Genomic DNA, 19,774 nt, shown 5'->3' on the forward strand with positions numbered 1-19,774 from the left:
TTTTCGTATTTGCGTGCTTTTTCTCTTTGTTTGCGTGTTAAATGCGTGTTAATTATGTTGTGTGTATGTTATCACACGCAGTCTGATTATGCAATATAAATTTACAGCTTTTTCTGTTTTCTCGTTTTTGTCCAAATTTTCCTGTTATTTCTTTGTATATTATTCACAATGGCTGTGTTTCAAGCACGCATATGCACGCACATGTTTTTTATTTAAAAATACCGTCTTTATACGTTTTTTCATTTTATATTTCTTTATTTACGCAAGAAAGCACGCCATGTTGCAGGCGTGCTTTCGTGATTTTATATGATTTCTGTTTCTTATTTGATTATCTTCAGCTCATATTCCCTGGTTCCCAGGCCGATCTTTTCTGCCTGATCCAGGGTTGCCTTCCACTCAATATTCGGATTGGAATCCTTAAAGTGGTCATGGTGACAGTGCCATCCCGGCTCTGCCAGATGCTCTCCAAGCTGGCTGTTGGCGATCGGTGTTGCCTTCAGGCAGGCATCTGCACAGGCCTGATCCAGTGCAACCGGGTCAAAGCTTGCGAACATTCCGATATCCGGAAGGATCGGCGCATCATTTTCACCATGGCAGTCACAGTTAGGGCTGATATCCTGTACCAGTGCAATATGGAAATGGGGACGTCCGTGACAGACAGCCTGTGCATACTCTGCCATCTTGCGATCAAGAAGCTCGTTTGCACTGCTATTCGGATTGTATACGGCATCATAGCTGCAGGCCCCGATACAGCGGCCACAGCCTTTGCATTTATCGTAATCGATAACTGCTTTCTTGTTTACATATGTAATCGCATCACTTCCGCACTCTTTCGCACAACGGCGGCAACCACGACAGACATCTTCATGGATGGCCGGCTTTCCGCTGGCATGCTGCTGCATTTTTCCGGCACGGCTTCCGCATCCCATACCGATATTCTTCAGAGCACCGCCAAAGCCGGTTGTCTCATGTCCCTTGAAATGGCTGAGACTGATAAAAATATCTGCGTCCATGATAGCATGTCCGATCAGGGCAGTTTTGCAGTATTCTCCGTTTACTACCGGAACTTCTACTTCATCGGTTCCTCGAACTCCGTCACCGATGATGATCTGGCATCCGGTTGTGATCGTGTTAAATCCGTTAAGATTTGCACAGTCCAGATGCTCCAGTGCATTCTTTCTGCTTCCCGGATAAAGAGTATTACAATCTGTCAGGAACGGCATTCCGCCCTGCTCCTTACAAAGATCTGCGACTACCCTTGCATAGTTCGGACGAAGGAATGCCATATTTCCAAGCTCTCCGAAATGCATCTTGATGGCTACGAATTTTCCATCCATATCAATATCTTTGATTCCTGCGGCAACACAGAGTTTTTTCAGTTTGTCCAGCTGGCTGGTTCCCACCGGACAACGAAAATCAGTGAAATAAACTGTTGATTTTTCCATTCTGGTTTTTCTCCTGCTGATTCTTTTTATGTAATTACATTTATTTAAACTCTACACGTTTTTTCTGTTTCTGTCAACGGATACTCGCATTTGTAAAACTCCATCTATTTCTCCCATATTCCTTTACAAAATCCTTCATCTTACCCATGGAAAAGAACCTGGGAAAAATAACGGATCATTCCGTCGCTGGTCCAGCATAGCATTCCTGCAGCGTCTGCCATTTTCTGTGCATCCACACAGTAAGCGGACATGCAGAAATTATGTTTATAAGGTCCCGCACTCATGATCAGAAGATCAGTTATTCCCTCTTCTTTCATCTTCTCTGCCAGCTGTTCTGTCAGTTTGTTATGAGCAAGTTTTGCCTTTTTGTAGTCCATAAGGCCATCCTGCATTGTCTGGAGTATCAGCGTTTTTTCGTATTTCAGCGCATGCTCTTTCATCTCCTCTACAGTGCCGCTCTGTGGTGGACATGCCGGGTTTTTATCATAATTCCCGCAAAGATTGTCCTCGCAGAAAACCCGGTATTCCGGCACAAATACAAGCTGATCGGTACTTATGACCGCTGCGTCGGAAAAACCAAGAGCTTTTGCTTCTTCAATAAGATTCATTTTTTCTCTCCTGTGCTTTTTTCTTTTATAGTGCCACATTTTATTTGTTTTTACAAGCTCTGCCTTTCACTCTGCCGCCAGGCGGATGAATTCCTCCATCTCTCTCGTCTTAAACTTATTTTTATGGTAAAAGATCTGCCGGTACATGGATATCTCCACATCTTCCACATGTAAAAGGGCAATTCTTCCTTTCCGGATATCCCGCTCCACAGCCAGATAGGGAAGAAAGGAAAGTCCGTGGTTCTTTTCCAGCATGCGGATGATGAAAGCGGTATCGCTGATCTCCAATACCGGTGACAGGGCCTGCTTCTTAAGCGCCAGCTGCTGATCCAGGGCCTGGCGATAATTGGCATTCTTTTCCGTGAGAAAAAAAGGCTCTTCCAGAATATCCTCCATCTTCAGCGTCTTTCCCGCAAACTCCGAATCTGCAGAGGCCACAAATACTACCGGCTCCGCCTTCTCCATGACCTTCACCCAGTTCTGGTCCCACCTTGGGGTATCCAGTATGTAAATAAGATCCAGCCCGTTATGCTCCATCATCCGTATCAGCTGCTCCGGTGTATCAATAGTCACCTGCATATTTACTTTCGGGTGAAACTCACGAAATTTGCTGAGAACAGCCGGAAGCTTTGCTGTACAAAGAGATTCAATCGTCCCGATATGTAATGGATTCTTCAGTTCCGCATCGTCATTCATTGACTTTTTTGCTTTATTTACATCATATAAGATCCGGCTTGCATGCTCCATAAACTCTTTTCCGGACGGAGTAAGCACCACACGCTTTCCAGTTCTGTCAAAAAGTCTTGTTTCCAGCTCATTTTCCAGAAGACGGATCTGGACAGTGATCGCTGACTGGGTGTATCCCAGAACCTCTGCTGCCCTGGAAAAGCTCTGAAGCTGTGCTACATGTACAAACGTCTCCAACTGACGGATTTCCATGATTTTCTCCCTTTTACTATGAAATTTTTTCATCGTGATGATGAAATCTGTGAATTTGCCTTATTTTTATGTCAATGTTACAATACAATCACGAGGACGTCAATCGTATTTTTGTGCAAAATGAATAAATTCATACTTAGGAGGAAAGAATCCAAATGGAAAAGAAAAAAATCAAGATCGGACTTGTGCCGAAGCTGATCATTGCCATCATCGTAGGTATCCTGTTCGGCCAGTTCCTTCCGGAAGGCTTCTGTCGCTTTGTTGTAACCCTTTCCGGATTTTTCAGTACCTTTCTGAAATTCGTCATCCCGCTGATGATCCTTGCCTATGTGACCATGGGTATTGCGGATCTTTCACAGGGTGCAGGGAAGCTTCTCCTGATCACAGTGGCTCTGGCTTATGGCTCCACTCTGATCGCAGGTTCCGCATCCTATCTGGTATCATCCAGCCTGTTCCCACACTTTATGAGTGAAGGTGCACTGGATCAGATCGCAGCTACCGCAGACGCATCCCTGACACCGTTTTTCTCTATCACACTGGAGCCGGTCATGGATACTCTTTCTGCTGTTGCCCTTGCCTTTGTCATGGGACTGTGCCTCTCTTCCATGCGTGGAAAAGAAATGGGAAACAGCCTTTATAACGGAATGAGTGACTTTTCCAAGATCATTGACAAAGTCCTTCATACCATTATCATCCCGCTGCTTCCGCTTTACATCTGCGGAACCTTCACAGATATGACTATTTCCGGAAAAACCTTTGCCATCTTAAGCATCCTCTGGAAAGTATTCCTTGTTGTTATCATCATGCACCTGATCTGCATTACGATCCAGTTTGTGATCGCAGGTACTGTCAGCAAAAAGAATCCTTTCACTCTGATCAAAAATCAGATCCCGGGATACACAACTGCTCTGGGAACCCAGTCTTCCGCAGCTACCATCCCGGTCAATCTGGAATGTGCCAAAAAGGACGGCGTGTGCGAGCAGATCCGCAACTTCGTAGTACCGCTCTGTGCAAACATCCACATGGCCGGTTCCATGATCACCATCACAGCCTGTGCTACTGCAGTCTGCCTTATGAACCAGCTGCCCATCAGTCTTGGGATCATCGTTCCGTTCATCATGACTCTCGGTGTTGCCATGGTTGCATCTCCCGGTGCTCCCGGTGGTTCCATCATGACTGCCCTTCCATTCCTTTACATGGTATTCGGAGCGGAAGCCGGTGATCCGGACGGTGCCATCTGTGCGATCATGGTTGCCCTTTACATTACCCAGGATTCCTTCGGAACTGCCTGCAATGTATCCGGTGACAACGCCATCGGCGTGATCGTTGACACCATTTATAAGAAATTTATCGCAAAAACACCACAGGAGGATTAAGCAAAATGTCTTTTATCAGTGTATTTGACGTTATGGGGCCCAACATGATCGGTCCTTCCAGTTCTCATACCGCAGGGGCTGCGCGTATTGCTTTCCTTGCCCAGAAGATGATCACGCCGCCCCTGAAAAAAGTAGAATTCATCCTTTATGGTTCCTTCGCCAGAACATACAAGGGACACGGTACAGACCGTGCCCTCCTTGGCGGGATCATGGGCTTTTCCACAGATGACATGCGTATACGGAATTCTTTTGATATTGCCAGGGAACAGGGGATCGACTTTTCCTTTACTCCAAATGAAGCGGAAACCGATGTCCATCCCAACACTGTAGATATCCATATGGTCAATGAACAGGGACAGGAAATGACAGTCCGGGGGGAATCGCTGGGCGGCGGCAAGGTCCGCATTGTGGAAATCAACCACGTGAAAGTGGATTTCACCGGCGAATACAGTGCCATCATCGTGATTCATCAGGATACTCCCGGTGTTGTGGCCTACATCACCAGATGCTTAAGTGAACGTAACATTAACATTGCCTTCATGCGCCTCTTCCGTGAATCCAAAGGAACCACAGCCTATACGATCGTGGAATCCGACGGTCATCTCCCGGAAGATATCGTAGAAAGCATTCACCGGAACACCAACATCCATGATGTCATGGTTGTTCAGATGTAGGGAAAAGGAGGATGTGTTTTATGGATTTCAAAAATGCCAAGGAACTTCTTGCTCTCTGCCAGAAAAAAAAGCTTCCGATTTCCGAAGTAATGCGCCAGCGTGAGATCCTTCTCGGTGAAACCACTGCTGAAATCGTGGACCAGCGCATGGACCGTGTTCTGGAGATCATGAAGGATGCTGCTTTTTCCCCTATCAAAGATCCGGTGATATCTATGGGCGGACTGATCGGCGGTGAAGCCCGAAAGCTCTGCGAATTTCATGACCTGGGAAAAAGCCTGTGCGGAAATGTTCTCGGAAAGGGGATCACCTACGCTATGGCAACCCTTGAGACCAACGCTTCCATGGGACTTATCGTTGCCTCTCCTACTGCCGGCAGTGCCGGGATCGTTCCCGGAATGATGCTTGCTCTTCAGGAGGTCTACGGCTTTTCCGATAAAAAAATCCGCCAGGCACTATTTAATGCAGGCGCGATCGGCTATCTTGCCATGCGTAATGCAACAGTTGCCGGTGCTGTTGGCGGATGTCAGGCTGAGGTCGGAATCGCTTCTGCAATGGCTGCTTCCGCTGCTGTGGAGCTTCTTGGCGGTACACCTCTTCAGTGTACTTATGCTGCTTCCACGGTTCTTATGAACATGCTTGGACTTGTGTGCGACCCTGTAGGCGGCCTGGTGGAATATCCCTGCCAGAACCGTAATGCAGCCGGTGTTTCCAATGCCCTAATCGCAGCGGAAATGTCACTGGCCGGTATCCCCCAGTTCATCCCGCTGGATGAGATGATCGATGCCATGTATACTGTGGGCAAAAAGCTTCCTGCAGAGCTTCGTGAAACTGCTCTCGGCGGTTGTGCAGCCACACCGTCCGCCTGTGAAAAGTGTCATCTTTGCAGTTGAAATGCAACTATGGCAGAGAAAAAGCAGTTGGATATCTTATGCCCCATTTGTTGCACAGCTCTATATTGAATAATAACTTCATAGTTTGCTCAGTCAGATAATAAAACGGAGAATTCCTTAAATTTTTCTTTCGGGAATTCTCCGTTTTCTTTTTTATAAATCCTAATTTATAATTTCATGTGTAAATATCTTTTATTTCTCCAGCACCGGGATATTCTCCTTTTCTGATGCAGTAATTTTACAGGTTTGTCATAAAACAGGCATTCTGATCTCGCATTCGCTGATTGCTCAGATTTTTTCGATTTTATTTCGTAATCCCAGCATTCTGTGATCCAGATTAGCAATTTCTTCTGCATATTTTTTTAATTCTGTTTCAATTTCCGCATTGTCTCTTTTTTTATAATACAATTCATATTCTAACACAGACCAGTAATCCATCGCAATGGTCCGAAGCTGTATTTCCACCAGTTCTTTCTGTTCACCTTCCGCAGAGTAGATAGGTACTTTCACGATCAGATGAAGACTTTTGTAGCCGTTTTTCTTTGGATTTTTAATGTAATCCTTTATCCGGACGATCTCGATATCCTTCTGCATTTCCAGGGATTCTGCAACCTGGTAAAGCTCATCCTCAAACGGACAGACTACACGGATGCCTATGAGATCCTTCAGATTTTTTCTGGCTGTCTCGAAATCCGGTTCCAAGCCTTTTTTCAGAAGTTTTGCGTAAATACTTTCCGCACTTTTGATCCGACTGGTAGTCTGACTGATCACAGTACGTTTTTTCTGCCCGGAAAGCTCTGCATTGATCATCTTCAGTTTTGCCATAAGGATATCGATGGCCGCCTTACAGCGGAGGCGGTAGTCCGGATCCTTGATGTAACTTGCAATGGCTGCTGTTTTTTCTGCTGTCAGTTTCTGATTTTCTGGTTCTATTGAATCCGGAACTCTGCTCTGCTCTGACTTCTGAGCCGGAGCATCCTTTTTTGGATTCTCCTTCTCCTGCTCTTCTTGGTCCTGTTCGAATCCATCTTTAATAGATTTCTGTTTTTTTCTTATTTTTTTCTTTGATTTCTTTTTTGTCATGTCTGCCTTATCTATTATTTTTAGTTTTCGTGTACATCTTATATATTATACCGGCCACATGCTGTTTTTCATCAAATCAACGTAAGACTATTGTTAAATCTGTGGTAAAAAAGTCCTCCGAAAAATCTCAAGATCATATCTCCTGATATCTCTGCGACTTCCCGAAGGACTCTTTCACGCATAATTTACATATTAATAAAACAATTTACAGAAATTCCGACTGCAGCGCATCGTATCCTGTCTCACCTGTACGGATACGAACAGCGTTACGGATCTCATAGCTAAATATCTTTCCATCGCCTGGATCACCGGTAAACGCTGCTTTCTGCACAGCATCAATAACTTTGATCTCCCAATCTTCCGATGATACCACAATTTCAAACTTGATCTTCGGTTTCAGAAATACATCGATCTTGGAACCACGGACATACTCTGTGTAACCACGCTGTGTTCCGCATCCCATGATCTGGGTTACTGTAAAACCGTTAACCTGGATCTCATTTAACGCTGCTTTTACATCTTCCATTTTTTCTTCTCTTACGATTGCTTCTATCTTTATAAGCATACGATTTCCTCCATTTTCACACGATCATTGCCGGACAAATTCTTTTATCAGTCAAATCCATTAAATGACGGATATGCATTCTCTCCATGCTGAGATGCATCCAGCCCGACCATCTCTTCCTTCGGATCTACACGAAGCGGTGTAAAGATACGCACGATCCCGATACAGATCAGCGTTCCCACAATGGCAACCGCAATGGTGATCACAATACTCAATACCTGCGCCAGAAACAGACGGTGATCTCCAAACACAAGGCCATCCCATTTTGCAACAGAGTTAATGGAAGTTTTTCCGAAGAGACCTGTTGCGATTCCTCCCCAGATACCACCGATACCATGGCAGCCAAAAGCATCCAGGGCATCATCGATCTTCAGCTTCTGTTTCAAAAGGATCACAGTAAAGTAACAGATCGGGCTTACCAGGATCCCAATGATAAAGGATGCCCATACCGGTACGAAACCAGCTCCCGGTGTAATGGCTACCAGTCCGATAACAAGACCTGTGGATGCACCAACCAGTGTCGGTTTTCCCTCGCGGATCACCTCGATCAGCATCCAGGTCAGCAGTGCGCAGGCAGAAGAAATGCTGCTGGTCATAAAGGCATGTGCCGCAAGGCCATCTGCCTTCAGCGCACTTCCTGCATTAAAGCCGAACCATCCGAACCACAGCATAGCTGCTCCGAGAAATACAAATGGGATATTGTGTGTGCGATAGGTTGCTTTTGCATAGCCTCGTCTCTGTCCAAGATAAATGGCAAGAACCAGTGCACTGACACCGGAACTGATATGTACCACATTTCCTCCTGCAAAGTCCACAGAGCCAATGGCTGCCAGAAATCCACCGTCTCCCCAGACCATATGTGCCATTGGATAATACACGATCAAAGACCAGATCGCAATAAAGAAAAACAGCGCCTTAAAACGCATTCTGCCAACCACGGCACCGGTGATCAGTGCTGGTGTGATCATAGCAAACATCATCTGGAACGCCACAAATACCAGATGCGGGATCGTATCCGCATAAGGTCCCGGCTCCCAGCCTACGCCATTCAGCGCAAACCAGCGAAAATCTCCGATGATCCCGCCATGATTTCCTCCAAATGCCAGCGAATATCCAAACAATGTCCACATAACTACGGACAGTCCCATGATCGCCCCACAGGCCATCATGGTATTTACCACATTTTTCCTGCGGACCAGTCCTCCGTAGAAAAACGCAAGCCCAGGTGTCATAAAGAACACAAAGGCTGTACAGATCAGCATAAAGCCGGTATCTCCTGCATTCATCATTCATTTCCTCCTCAATTCCCTCAATTATTCTGCAACGCAAAAAGCGCCTGGAAACTCAATTTCCAGACGCCTTTGTCATGTCAGTTAGCATAGCAGATAATTTGTGGGTTTTCAAGAGTTTTTTCGCTATTTTTCTGTTTTCTTACAGAATTACTATGTTTTATGTGGATATGAAATTTATTTTCGGCAATCTATCCGGTTATAAATATTGGAGAGATTTTATTTTATCTCTTACTGTACTATAACACGGACTATGCTCAGAATCAGCAGATGTGCCGGATAAAAGATATAGAAAAACCACTTGGAAAACTTCGGTGCTTTTTCGGATTTTTTGCCATTATAGAAGCACAGGATGATGATTCCTGATGCCACGATCCCTGCTGCCGAAAACAGAGCATGGAGCATCGCCGGTCCGGCTGCCATTTTTTCCACGTAGGAGCTGTAGTTAAACAGCACAAAAAGGGCAGCACCGACTCCGTACGCTGTTATCATCCTCTTCCTGTTCCCCCAGCTCTCATGGAACCAGATGGTAAAAACCGGTGCCAGGATCGCCCAGTCCGAACAAACGGATAGTAAAAGGAGCAGGATCAGAAGTGGAATTCTCCATTTACTTGCCATCATCCTTTCCTGAACAACCAGGATCATAAAACAGATAAACAGAGTAAAGATCATATTCAGCTGTGAATTTCCAAAGGCTATCATATAGGGAACCTGGGAGATTCCGGCAAAGATCAGAAGCCTTTCACCGTATTTTCTCCGGGAATGTGTATAGTAAAAACCTTCCACAAGAAAATAGCACATGGTAATGGCTGTGAAGTAGCCAATGTCTATAAACACTTCCCACAGGATCGTGTTTTCCGGCAGAAGCACGTTGGCGATATGATTCAGAAGCATGGTAAAAATTGCCAGATATTTAATGGCATCCCGGGTCAGTCCCGGCTTTTCTGTTGTTGGCATGATCTTCTCCTTCTGTGCAGAAAAATTTTCAGATCTTTCACATCTTCTGCACAATATAATACATTTATCTTACACTGATTTTCTGACTCATACAACTTTTTTTGTTATTGCTGGAGTTGCCTTTTTCTTAAGGTAAGCTTATACTGTAGAAAGCGTGCTGTATTTTATATGGCAAAACTTCTCAGCAAACACTGTAAAACAATAAATTCGGAAAGGAATTATCGATCATGATCCAGGATATCGCACCACATACCTATCACAATGAGTACAAACCTGTGGCCCCGGATAAAGAAAGCCACATCCTCGCCTATGAAGAAGGAAAGATCCTTATGAAAAAAGATGGCGAGACTATGACTCTTCCAAGCTTTGGAGAGCTGGAAGGAAAAGTTGAAAACCTATATGAGAATTATATCTATCTCTTCTCCATTGACGAAGAGCATTTTTATCTGATCCCGGATCTTGACACCAGTCTCCTTCCTGGTTATCAGTTTGAGATCACAAGAGTTCTCCGCACAGCGGAGCCACAGTATCTGGCTTTCGCAGGAATCACCGGATATCAGCTCTTTCAGTGGTACAGCAAGCGCCGTTTCTGCGGCTGCTGCGGCAAACCGATGGTACATGATAAACATGAGCGCAAGATGATCTGCCCTGCCTGTGGAAACGGTGAATATCCGGTGCTTTCTCCGGCTGTGATCGTAGGCGTTACCAACGGCGACAAGCTGATCCTCTCCAAATATGAGGGCCGAAATCACACCCGCTACGCCATGATCGCAGGTTTTGCCGAGATTGGTGAGACCATCGAGGAGACTGTCCACCGTGAAGTTATGGAAGAGATCGGCGTAAAGGTCAAAAATCTCCGCTACTACAAGAGCCAGCCATGGTCCTTCTCCGGAACACTTCTGTTTGGCTTCTACTGTGATCTGGATGGCGACGACACTCTGACTGTAGACCACGATGAGCTTTCCATGGCCTCCTGGTTCAACCGGGAAGACATTCCGGATGAAGGAGATAATATCAGCCTTACCAAGGAGATGATGATGGCATTTAAGCATGGAAAAGCCTGAAGTATCGCTTGCCTGATTCCGTAAACAATTTTTCGTAACCAATTTCACAAAAAACACCGGCCATTCATCTGTACCATGTCCTGTCCAAGCTGCCAAATCATCTCTGACATCTCAGCCTCAGTACATATTCCGATGAATGCCGGTGTTTTTATTTTCTATTTTTCTATTTTTCTTCCGAGCCGGAGCAATCTGCCTAAAACCGTTTTATTTCTCCGCTGTCAGATGCCAGATATCTCTGTTGTACTCTTCGATGGTTCTGTCTGAAGAGAAATATCCTGCTTTTCCGATATTTACAAGCATTTTCTCTGCCCATGCGGTTCTGTCCTCATAATCGAGCAGTGCCTGATCTTTCACCTTCGCATAATCCTCGAAGTCAAGAAGAGTCATGAACCAGTCTTTGCTTACGATCTCATGATGCAGTCTTCTTAAATGCTCCTCACTTCCAATAGAAAGAAGCTCGTTTCCTACGATAAAGTCTACTGCACGACGGATGCGCTCGTCTTTCTCATAAAAATCTCTGGAGCAGTAGTCAGCCTTTTCATAGTGTTCGATAACCTGCTCACTGGACTCTCCGAAGATATAGATATTATCCTTGCCTACCAGCTGGCTGATCTCCACATTTGCACCATCCATGGTTCCCAGTGTTACAGCACCGTTGAGCATGAACTTCATGTTTCCTGTTCCGCTGGCCTCCTTGGAAGCAAGAGAGATCTGCTCGGAGATATCGCAGGCAGGGATCAGCTTCTCTGCTGCACTTACGTTGTAGTTTTCCACCATAACAACTTTCATGTACGGGGAAACCTCCGGATCATTGTTGATAAGCTCCTGTAAGCAGAGGAGAAGGTGGATAATATCCTTTGCGATAACGTATGCAGGAGCTGCCTTTGCACCGAAGATAAAGGTTACCGGGCGCTGCGGCTTCTCGCCTGCCTTGATCTTCAGGTAACGGTCAATGATGTAAAGTGCATTCAGCTGCTGACGTTTGTACTCATGAAGACGTTTGATCTGGATATCATAAACACTGTGTGTATTGATCTCTTCACCTGTGTTGGCTTTGATAAACTCCGCACATCTCTTCTTTGCATCCTGCTTGATCTTAAGGATATTTGCAAGAACGTCCTGATTTCCCTTGAAGCCAAGCATCTTGTCAAGCTCAAAGGAATCCTTGCGGAAGCCGTCACCGATCATGGAGGTGATGTACTCTGTCAGCGGATGGTTGCAGTGAAGGAGCCATCTGCGGAAGGTAATTCCGTTTGTCTTGTTATTGAATTTCTCCGGATAGATCTCATAGAACTGATGAAGCTCTGTCTCCTTCAGGATATCGGTATGAAGGGATGCAACACCGTTGATGGAAAATCCGTAGTGGATGTCCATATGTGCCATGTGTACCAGGTCGTTCTTGTCGATGATGGCAAGATTTTCCTGCGGATATTTTGCTTTGATACGCTCGTCCAGCTTGCGGATGATCGGCATCAGATGCGGAACAACCTCCTCAAGATAGGAAATCGGCCATTTCTCAAGTGCCTCTGCAAGAATGGTATGGTTGGTATAAGCGCATACATGAGATACGATCTCGCATGCCTCCTCGAACTCGATCCCACGCTCTGTAAGGAGACGGATAAGCTCCGGAATTACCATACTCGGATGTGTATCGTTGATCTGGATCACTGCGTAATCGGCAAGGTCATGAAGATTGCAGCCTTTTGCTGTTGCCTCATCAAGGATCAGCTGTGCCGCATTGCTTACCATGAAGTACTGCTGATAGATACGAAGCTTTCTTCCTGCATCATCGCTGTCATCCGGATAAAGGAACAGTGTCAGATTGTGGAGCAGATCCTTCTTATCAAAGGAGATTCCCTCGCCCACAATGCTCTCGTCTGCAATATCAATATCAAAAAGGCGAAGCTTGATCGCTTTGTTCTCATAGCCTGCAACATCAATATCATACAGTGTGGATTTCAGCATAAAGCCCTTAAATGGGACATAATAGGAAACGCCTGCATCTGTAAGCCAGCTCTCCGGCTGGATCCACGGATTCGGTGTCTCAAACTGAAGATGATCCTTAAACTCCTGTTTGAAAAGTCCGAGGTGATAATTAAGTCCGATTCCTTCTCCCGGAAGTCCCAGAGTTGCAATGGAATCCAGGAAGCATGCTGCCAGACGGCCAAGTCCGCCGTTTCCGAGAGATGGCTCCGGCTCGATCTCCTCGATCATGGAAAGCTCTTTTCCGTTTTCTTTGAGATATTTCGCAACTTCATCATAAACGCCCAGATTGATCAGGTTGTTGGAAAGAAGCTTACCGATAAGGAACTCTGCGGAAATATAATAAATTTTCTTTTTTCCATCCTGGTAGCCGCGGCCCTTCAGCTGATCCTTTGTCCAGGAGAGAAGTCCGTGATAGATTTCCTCATTTGTACAATCTTTTACATTTTTGTTATATTTGTCTTCAAATACTTTGCTTAATGTTTCCATTTTGATCTCCTTTCATGGATCTTGATGGGATGAAATATGTTTTTACAAGGTTGTTTGCTTTGTTTTTGATGATATTAGGATATCACGCATTTCTTTTCAAAAATATAACAATCCTGTCATGATATGCAAGATATTTGTCAGACTGTTTTTCACTTTTTACGGTAGCTCTGCATAAAAACGTAACCGATACATATGCGGTTGCTTCGGGAGCTTTCTCAGATCTGTCTCATACGCTTCCTGTACTTATGCGGTGAAACCTTATTGGACTGCTGAAATTTCTTTATAAAATAACTTGTACTGTTAAATCCCACCTGCATGGCGATCTCCGTCACAGGTGCATCGGAATGCGTAAGAAGATACTTCGCCTTCTCCATACGGAAGTCATTGATGTATTCCACCAGGGTTTTTCCCGTATACTGGCGGAAAAGCTTCATAAAATAATACTCACTGTAATTGGAAAGTCCGGAAAGCTCTGAAACGGTAAGATTCTCCTGGTAGTGAAGGCTGATATGATCCAGCACTTCCTTTACTGCTGCAAGGCTCTTGTTCTGCTCTGTGCTTACCGGGATAATATAATGCTTCGTCAGCATCTCATAAAAGAAATCAAAGAACAGCATTTTCAGCTTCACATAAAAATATGGCTTCTTCTCCGTATGACAGTCATGGATCTCCAGAAAAATTTCCCGTAGCTTCTCATATCCGGAATCTCCTTCTTCTATATGATGGCAGAATTCTGCCTTGTTTTCTATTAATGGTGATACCACACATTCCTGGCAGATATCTCCCGGCTGACCTGCAAGGAAGCCCAGGCTGAAAACCACACTCTTATAATAAAGAGGCTTCTTAAGATCCGTGCGCATACTATGGAGAACTCCGCAGTTCACGATCAGGAGATCCCCCTTTTTCAGGCGGATGCTCTCCCGGTTCAGTCTGGCAAAGCCACTGCCTTTTTCAATATACATGATCTCCATCTCACTGTGCCAGTGGTCATACAGTGCATGAAAAATCTCACAGTTCGCCATATAGGTTTCCACCGGCAGTTCAAAGGAACCGTGAGGGCTTAATTCTTTTAAATTATCATCCACTTCGGATACGTGAAGAGGATTTTTTTCGGATGTGTCTGTTTCTGGCATGATTTCCTCCGTGATCAATATCTATCCTGCGAACATTTGCCTTACGCTGGATATACAATCCTTGCATAATGATTCTGTTTGACTCCCTTAGTGTAAAGGATATTTACAACCATGACAATATTATATTTTCCTGTTTTCTTTTTTATGACGTTACGGTTACTCTGTTCTCAGCAACACGCTTCGCGATGCACTTCCATAAACGGCAACCTTGACTTTTCCCCTTCCAACTGCTATATATAATATTTAGAATAAAATAATTTGACTTTAAAAGGAACGAAAACTACCATGAATCCATTAAAAAAAGCTTACTGCCGGGTTTTCCAGAATGTCTTTAAATTCGCCCTTCCACTGCTTCCTTACCGCAATCCGAAGATCATCGGAAGCGTCAAAGGTATTCCGGAAGTTCTGGAAAAAAGAAACTATAACAATGTACTCATCATCACAGATGCAGGGATCCGAAGCCTTGGCCTTACAGAAAGACTGGAGCAGACACTGAAGCGAAGCTGCATCTCTTACCACATCTATGACAAAACCGTTGCCAATCCAACAACCGTCAATGTGGACGAAGCCCTTCACATGTATCTGGACAATGACTGCCAGGCGATCATCGGCTTCGGCGGAGGTTCCAGTATGGACTGTGCAAAAGCCACAGCAGCCCGCATTGCCAAGCCACACCAGTCTCTTGCTCAGATGAAGGGAATCCTGAAGATCCACAAAAAGCTTCCTCTTCTCATCGCCATCCCCACGACTGCAGGAACAGGAAGTGAAACAACACTTGCTGCTGTCATTACCGATGCAGAAACACGGCACAAATATGCCATCAACGATTTTCCGCTGATCCCACGCTACGCAGTCCTTGACCCGAAAGTGACTTTAAGCCTTCCGCCGTTTATCACAGCTACCACCGGCATGGATGCCCTGACTCACGCAGTGGAAGCCTACATTGGAAATTCCACTACACCTGGCACAAGAAAAAATGCCCTGGATGCGGTCAGACTGATCTTTGAAAATCTGGATACCGCCTACACAGACGGCAATAATATTGAAGCAAGACGAAATATGCTCCGCGCCTCCTATTTCGCAGGCTGTGCCTTCACCAAATCCTACGTTGGATATGTCCACGCAATTGCACATTCCCTCGGCGGAAAATATAATGTTCCACATGGGCTTGCCAATGCAGTGATCCTTCCTATGGTACTGGAAACATACGGAGATTCCATCACTCACAAACTTCGCAACCTTGCCGTAACTGCCGGTCTCTGCGATAAACATGAGGACGATAAAACTGCTGCCCGGATGTTTATTGATGCAATAAAAGATATGAAAAAACGCTATGACATCGGAGACTATATTCCGGAAATCCAGGAAACAGACATCCCGGAGCTTGCCCATTACGCAGATAAAGAAGCCAATCCTCTGTACCCGGTTCCTGTACTGATGGATGCCGGCGAACTTGAAACACTGTATTACAGACTGATGCCTCCGGCAGGCAATTGCTAAAACAGCCATTGGCATAGAAAGATTTTTTCGATATTTCGAATACAGTTTTTTCAGAAAGGACTACAATTCCATGGAAAAAGAACAGATCAACCAGCTTTTAGATAAACAGCGCCAGTACTTCTACTCCGGCGCAACTCTTGACCTTGATTTTCGCATCAGCGCCCTGAAACGTCTCCGCGCTTCCATCCGGAAACACGAAGATCAGATCCACGCCGCGCTGAAAAAGGATCTGGGAAAAAGTAATTTCGAAAGCTATATGTGTGAGACCGGACTGGTGCTCTCCGAGATCACACATATGCTAAAAAATATCCGCTCCTACACAAAAGAACAGACCGTTCCAACTCCACTGGCACAGTTCCATTCCCACAGTTTCCGCAAACCATCCCCCTACGGTGTGGTTCTCATTATGAGTCCGTGGAACTATCCGTTTCTTCTCACCATAGAACCACTGGTAGACGCCATTGCAGCCGGAAACACAGTCATCCTGAAACCAAGTGCCTACTCACCGGCAACAAGCGAAGTGATCCGTCTTCTCATCCATGAATGTTTCGATGAAAAATACGTTGCAACTGTCACAGGCGGACGTGCGGAAAACACACATCTTCTCAGTCTGCACTTTGATTACATCTTCTTCACGGGAAGCCAGTCTGTGGGAAAAGAGGTCATGAGAAAGGCTTCCGAACACCTCACACCAGTCACTCTGGAGCTGGGTGGAAAAAGCCCCTGCATCGTGGACAAAACAGCCAATCTCCGCCTTGCGGCAAAACGTATCGTATTCGGCAAGTTCCTGAACTGTGGCCAGACTTGCGTGGCTCCGGACTACATCTACTGTGATCCGGAGATCAAAGAAGCCCTGGTCGCAGAGCTTCGCAGACAGATCACACGCCAGTATGGAAAAGAACCACTGAAGAACCGGAATTATGGAAAGATCATCAACGAAAAGCATTTCGACCGTATCAACAGTCTGATCGATCCTGCCAAAACTGTCTGCGGCGGTGGTTCCAACCGTGAAACACTTCAGATCGAGCCGACAGTTCTTGATAACGTAACCTTCGAAGATCCGGTCATGCAGCAGGAAATCTTCGGTCCGGTACTTCCGGTCCTCACCTATGACTCTCTCGGAGGTGCCGTAACAAAGATCAATTCCATGGCGCATCCGCTGGCTCTTTATATCTTCACCGAAGATGAAAAAAATGCCCGGGAAGTTACTTCCCGATGTGGTTTCGGCGGTGGCTGTATCAACGATGTCCTCATACATCTGGCAACCAGCAATATGGGCTTCGGCGGCTTTGGTGAAAGCGGCATGGGATCCTATCATGGCATCGACGGCTTCCGGACATTCTCTCATTATAAGAGTATTGTAGATAAAAAGACCTGGATTGATCTTCCTATGCGGTATCAGAAATATCGGAAGATTTATGAGAAAATGGTACGGTTGTTTATGCGTTAGATATAAATGGAGGGCGCTGCCTGATGCATCGCCCTCCTGTTACTTTAGATTTTCTTATTATTTTTCCCAGATGATCTTTACCGGCATGATTCCGGTCAGTTCTTTGCTTTTTTCATCCGGCTGGCTGCAGCCTGCATAAATTTCAAATTTCTTTCCTTCTTCCATCCGTTTTCCTGTTTCATCTACTACAGTGAATGCTTTTTCCCATATTGGGATTTCTATTTTCCGGCATTCTCCCGCCTTCAGGAATACCCGCTGAAAACCGGCCAGCATCGGATTGGGAATGGCATTTTTGCTGTCGATATTTTTTACATAGATCTGAACAACATCCTCTGTATCATATGCGCCGTTATTCTGCACTTCTACCTCCACGTTTATCTTCTGTCCACATGTTTTGACCTCTGCTTTATCTACTGCCACCTTACTGTACGTCAGACCATATCCAAAAGGAAACTGTGCTTTTCGTTCCATATAGCGATATGTTCTGCCTTTCATGGAATAATCGGTAAAATCCGGAAGTTCTTCCAGGCTTTCATAAAATGTCACCGGAAGTTTTCCTGATGGCGAGATTTCTCCAAACAGTACCTTTGCCGCTGCCTTCCCGCCCTGGCATCCAGGGTACCACAGCATCATGACGGCATCAAATTTCTCTGCCGCATATTTCAGATTAAGGTCACTTCCTGCCAGCAGACAGAATACTGCCGGTTTTCCTGTGTCTGCGATTGCTTCCATCAGTTCTCGCTGTACTCCGGGAAGTTCAATATCTTCTTTATCTCCCGATACATAGCTGTTTCCGGTGTCTCCCTCTTCTCCTTCCAGTGTCTCATCCAGTCCCATACATAAGATCACCACATCGCTGTTTTCCGCAACCACCTTTGCTTCCGCAATACGATCTCTGGTAAACGCAAGGTGCTCCGTCCGGTCTCGGAACAGATCACAGCCTCTGGAAGTAAGGATCCTTACATCGTCTCCCACATAATCCTGGATGCCTTCCTGTATGGTAATATACCTGGAAGCTGTCCCGTGATAATTGCCGATCAGCGCCTGTCTGCTGTCCGCATTTGGTCCGATGATCCCTATTGTTTTCAGTTTTTCTTTATCAAGCGGAAGAATCCCGTTATTTTTCAGCAGAACAAAGCTTTTTTCCGCTGCTTTCTCCGCTGCATCCAGATGCCTGGGAGATTCTACCTCAAGATAGGAGATATGGTCATATTCGCTTCCATCAAACAACCCCAGCAGATACCTTGTGGTAAAAAGCCGCACTGCTGCCCGGGTTATGGTTTCTTCTGTGACAAGCCCCTTTTCGTATGCCTTCATAATGTGAAGATAGGTATTTCCACAATTCAGGTCACAGCCATTATTAATCGCCAGTGCTGCAGATTCAACGGCTGTATCCGTTACCATATGGTGTTCATGAAAATCACGGATCGCCCAGCAGTCTGATACAAAATGCCCCTGAAATTTCCATTCGCCTCTGAGTTTTTTCTGTAATGTGGGACTTCCGCAGCAGGGTTCCCCATTTGTCCGGTTATAAGCTCCCATAACCGCTTCTACTTTCGCTTCTTTTACCAGACCTTCGAATGCCGGCAGATACGTTTCTTCCATATCTTTTGCGGATGCTTCCGCATCAAATTCATGACGGAGTGCCTCCGGCCCGGAATGTACTGCAAAATGTTTGGCACAGGCTGCTGCCTTCATTGTATCCCCATTTCCCTGAAGTGCTTTTACAAAGGAAACTCCCAGTTCTTTTGTAAGATACGGATCTTCCCCATAAGTTTCATGGCCTCTACCCCATCGTGGATCACGGAAAATATTGACATTAGGAGACCAGAACGTCAATCCCTTATAAATATCTCTTTCACCGTTTACGGAATATGCATTATACTTTGCTCTGCCCTCTGTTGCCACGATACCGGCCATCTCTGCCACACTTTTCCGGTCAAAAGCTGCCGCCATTCCGATCGCCTGTGGAAAAACCGTTGCCTGCCCTGCTCTGGCAACACCGTGAAGTCCCTCATTCCACCAGTTATACGCCGGAATTCCCAATCTTTTTATTGCAGGTGCATCGTACCTTAACTGACTGGCTTTTTCCTCCAGAGTCATCCTGGCAACCAGCGCTTCTGCTTTCTTCTTTGCTTCTTCCCGATTCATCCCCAATTTCCTCCTCACCTTTTTTTATATCATCTATCATTTGGTCTCTGACTGTCAAGTAGATATTTCCTGCAATTTTTCCGGCCTCTGTTCAGAGCAGAAAAAAATCTGCTTTACCCTTTCTTTGGGATAAAGCAGATTTTTATTACACTTTGTGATCTGTGTTGCGATTTCAGCC

Annotated in this window: 16 protein-coding genes; 6 read left to right on the plus strand and 10 right to left on the minus strand. The window is 45.5% G+C overall.

Annotation, left to right across the window (positions count from 1 at the left end; genetic code table 11):
- Positions 1-320: 320 nt before the first annotated feature.
- The 3 genes from NCY57_RS00645 to NCY57_RS00655 form a co-directional block, all read right to left on the minus strand.
- The gene (locus NCY57_RS00645) at positions 321-1,445 is read right to left on the minus strand and encodes a DUF362 domain-containing protein (RefSeq protein ID WP_173739316.1); all 1,125 of its coding nucleotides are present in this window, start codon (positions 1,443-1,445) and stop codon (positions 321-323) included.
- A 140-nt stretch (positions 1,446-1,585) separates the two neighbouring features.
- Positions 1,586-2,053 (minus strand): DUF2284 domain-containing protein, encoded by a 468-nt coding sequence (locus NCY57_RS00650; RefSeq protein WP_173739317.1) that lies wholly within the window; start codon positions 2,051-2,053, stop codon positions 1,586-1,588.
- 66 nt (positions 2,054-2,119) lie between these two features.
- A complete protein-coding gene (locus NCY57_RS00655; protein ID WP_118753072.1) occupies positions 2,120-2,992 on the minus strand; it encodes a LysR family transcriptional regulator in 873 nt (290 codons plus the stop codon).
- A 155-nt stretch (positions 2,993-3,147) separates the two neighbouring features.
- Between NCY57_RS00655 and NCY57_RS00660 the strand changes: the two genes are divergently transcribed.
- Genes NCY57_RS00660 through sdaAA form a run of 3 tightly spaced genes read left to right on the plus strand, consistent with a single transcriptional unit; the run spans position 3,148 to position 5,932 of the window.
- The gene (locus tag NCY57_RS00660) at positions 3,148-4,368 is read left to right on the plus strand and encodes a dicarboxylate/amino acid:cation symporter (protein ID WP_173739318.1); all 1,221 of its coding nucleotides are present in this window, start codon (positions 3,148-3,150) and stop codon (positions 4,366-4,368) included.
- A 5-nt stretch (positions 4,369-4,373) separates the two neighbouring features.
- On the plus strand, positions 4,374-5,042 hold the full coding sequence (gene sdaAB / locus NCY57_RS00665; protein ID WP_015527273.1) for an L-serine ammonia-lyase, iron-sulfur-dependent subunit beta: 669 nt from the start codon (positions 4,374-4,376) through the stop codon (positions 5,040-5,042).
- Between the two features lie 20 nt (positions 5,043-5,062).
- A complete protein-coding gene (gene sdaAA / locus NCY57_RS00670) occupies positions 5,063-5,932 on the plus strand; it encodes an L-serine ammonia-lyase, iron-sulfur-dependent, subunit alpha (protein ID WP_118608404.1) in 870 nt (289 codons plus the stop codon).
- Positions 5,933-6,220: 288 nt separating this feature from the next.
- On the opposite strand, the gene NCY57_RS00675 is transcribed toward sdaAA, so the two are convergent.
- The 4 genes from NCY57_RS00675 to NCY57_RS00690 all read right to left on the minus strand — a co-directional run bounded on the left by NCY57_RS00675 (position 6,221) and on the right by NCY57_RS00690 (position 9,826).
- Entirely contained in the window at positions 6,221-7,015 is a 795-nt protein-coding gene (locus tag NCY57_RS00675) for a GTP pyrophosphokinase (RefSeq protein ID WP_244092747.1), read from the minus strand.
- Between the two features lie 205 nt (positions 7,016-7,220).
- Positions 7,221-7,580, minus strand: a complete 360-nt coding sequence (locus tag NCY57_RS00680) for a P-II family nitrogen regulator (RefSeq protein WP_015527276.1) — start codon at positions 7,578-7,580, stop codon at positions 7,221-7,223.
- Between the two features lie 47 nt (positions 7,581-7,627).
- Positions 7,628-8,866: an ammonium transporter gene (locus NCY57_RS00685; RefSeq protein ID WP_092068756.1), complete on the minus strand. Its 1,239-nt coding sequence runs from the start codon at positions 8,864-8,866 to the stop codon at positions 7,628-7,630.
- Between the two features lie 234 nt (positions 8,867-9,100).
- A complete protein-coding gene (locus NCY57_RS00690) occupies positions 9,101-9,826 on the minus strand; it encodes a TraX family protein (protein WP_243164968.1) in 726 nt (241 codons plus the stop codon).
- A 227-nt stretch (positions 9,827-10,053) separates the two neighbouring features.
- Here NCY57_RS00690 and nudC point away from each other — a divergent pair, with 227 nt between their 5' ends.
- Positions 10,054-10,890 carry an NAD(+) diphosphatase gene (gene nudC, locus NCY57_RS00695; RefSeq protein WP_022426711.1) on the plus strand — a complete coding sequence of 279 codons (837 nt, stop codon included), beginning with the start codon at positions 10,054-10,056 and terminating at the stop codon, positions 10,888-10,890.
- A 204-nt stretch (positions 10,891-11,094) separates the two neighbouring features.
- On the opposite strand, the gene glgP is transcribed toward nudC, so the two are convergent.
- Positions 11,095-13,362 (minus strand): glycogen/starch/alpha-glucan family phosphorylase, encoded by a 2,268-nt coding sequence (gene glgP, locus NCY57_RS00700; protein WP_250789340.1) that lies wholly within the window; start codon positions 13,360-13,362, stop codon positions 11,095-11,097.
- Positions 13,363-13,577: 215 nt separating this feature from the next.
- Positions 13,578-14,495 (minus strand): AraC family transcriptional regulator, encoded by a 918-nt coding sequence (locus NCY57_RS00705; protein ID WP_250789342.1) that lies wholly within the window; start codon positions 14,493-14,495, stop codon positions 13,578-13,580.
- 285 nt (positions 14,496-14,780) lie between these two features.
- Between NCY57_RS00705 and NCY57_RS00710 the strand changes: the two genes are divergently transcribed.
- Positions 14,781-15,995, plus strand: a complete 1,215-nt coding sequence (locus tag NCY57_RS00710; RefSeq protein WP_250789344.1) for an iron-containing alcohol dehydrogenase — start codon at positions 14,781-14,783, stop codon at positions 15,993-15,995.
- A 70-nt stretch (positions 15,996-16,065) separates the two neighbouring features.
- The gene (locus NCY57_RS00715; protein ID WP_021652166.1) at positions 16,066-17,445 is read left to right on the plus strand and encodes an aldehyde dehydrogenase; all 1,380 of its coding nucleotides are present in this window, start codon (positions 16,066-16,068) and stop codon (positions 17,443-17,445) included.
- A 57-nt stretch (positions 17,446-17,502) separates the two neighbouring features.
- On the opposite strand, the gene NCY57_RS00720 is transcribed toward NCY57_RS00715, so the two are convergent.
- A complete protein-coding gene (locus tag NCY57_RS00720) occupies positions 17,503-19,596 on the minus strand; it encodes a glycoside hydrolase family 3 C-terminal domain-containing protein (RefSeq protein WP_250789346.1) in 2,094 nt (697 codons plus the stop codon).
- Positions 19,597-19,774: the final 178 nt, after the last annotated feature.

It is taken from the genome of Blautia sp. MB18-30, assembly GCF_023669475.1.
Taxonomy (GTDB): domain Bacteria; phylum Bacillota; class Clostridia; order Lachnospirales; family Lachnospiraceae; genus Blautia_A; species Blautia_A fusiformis.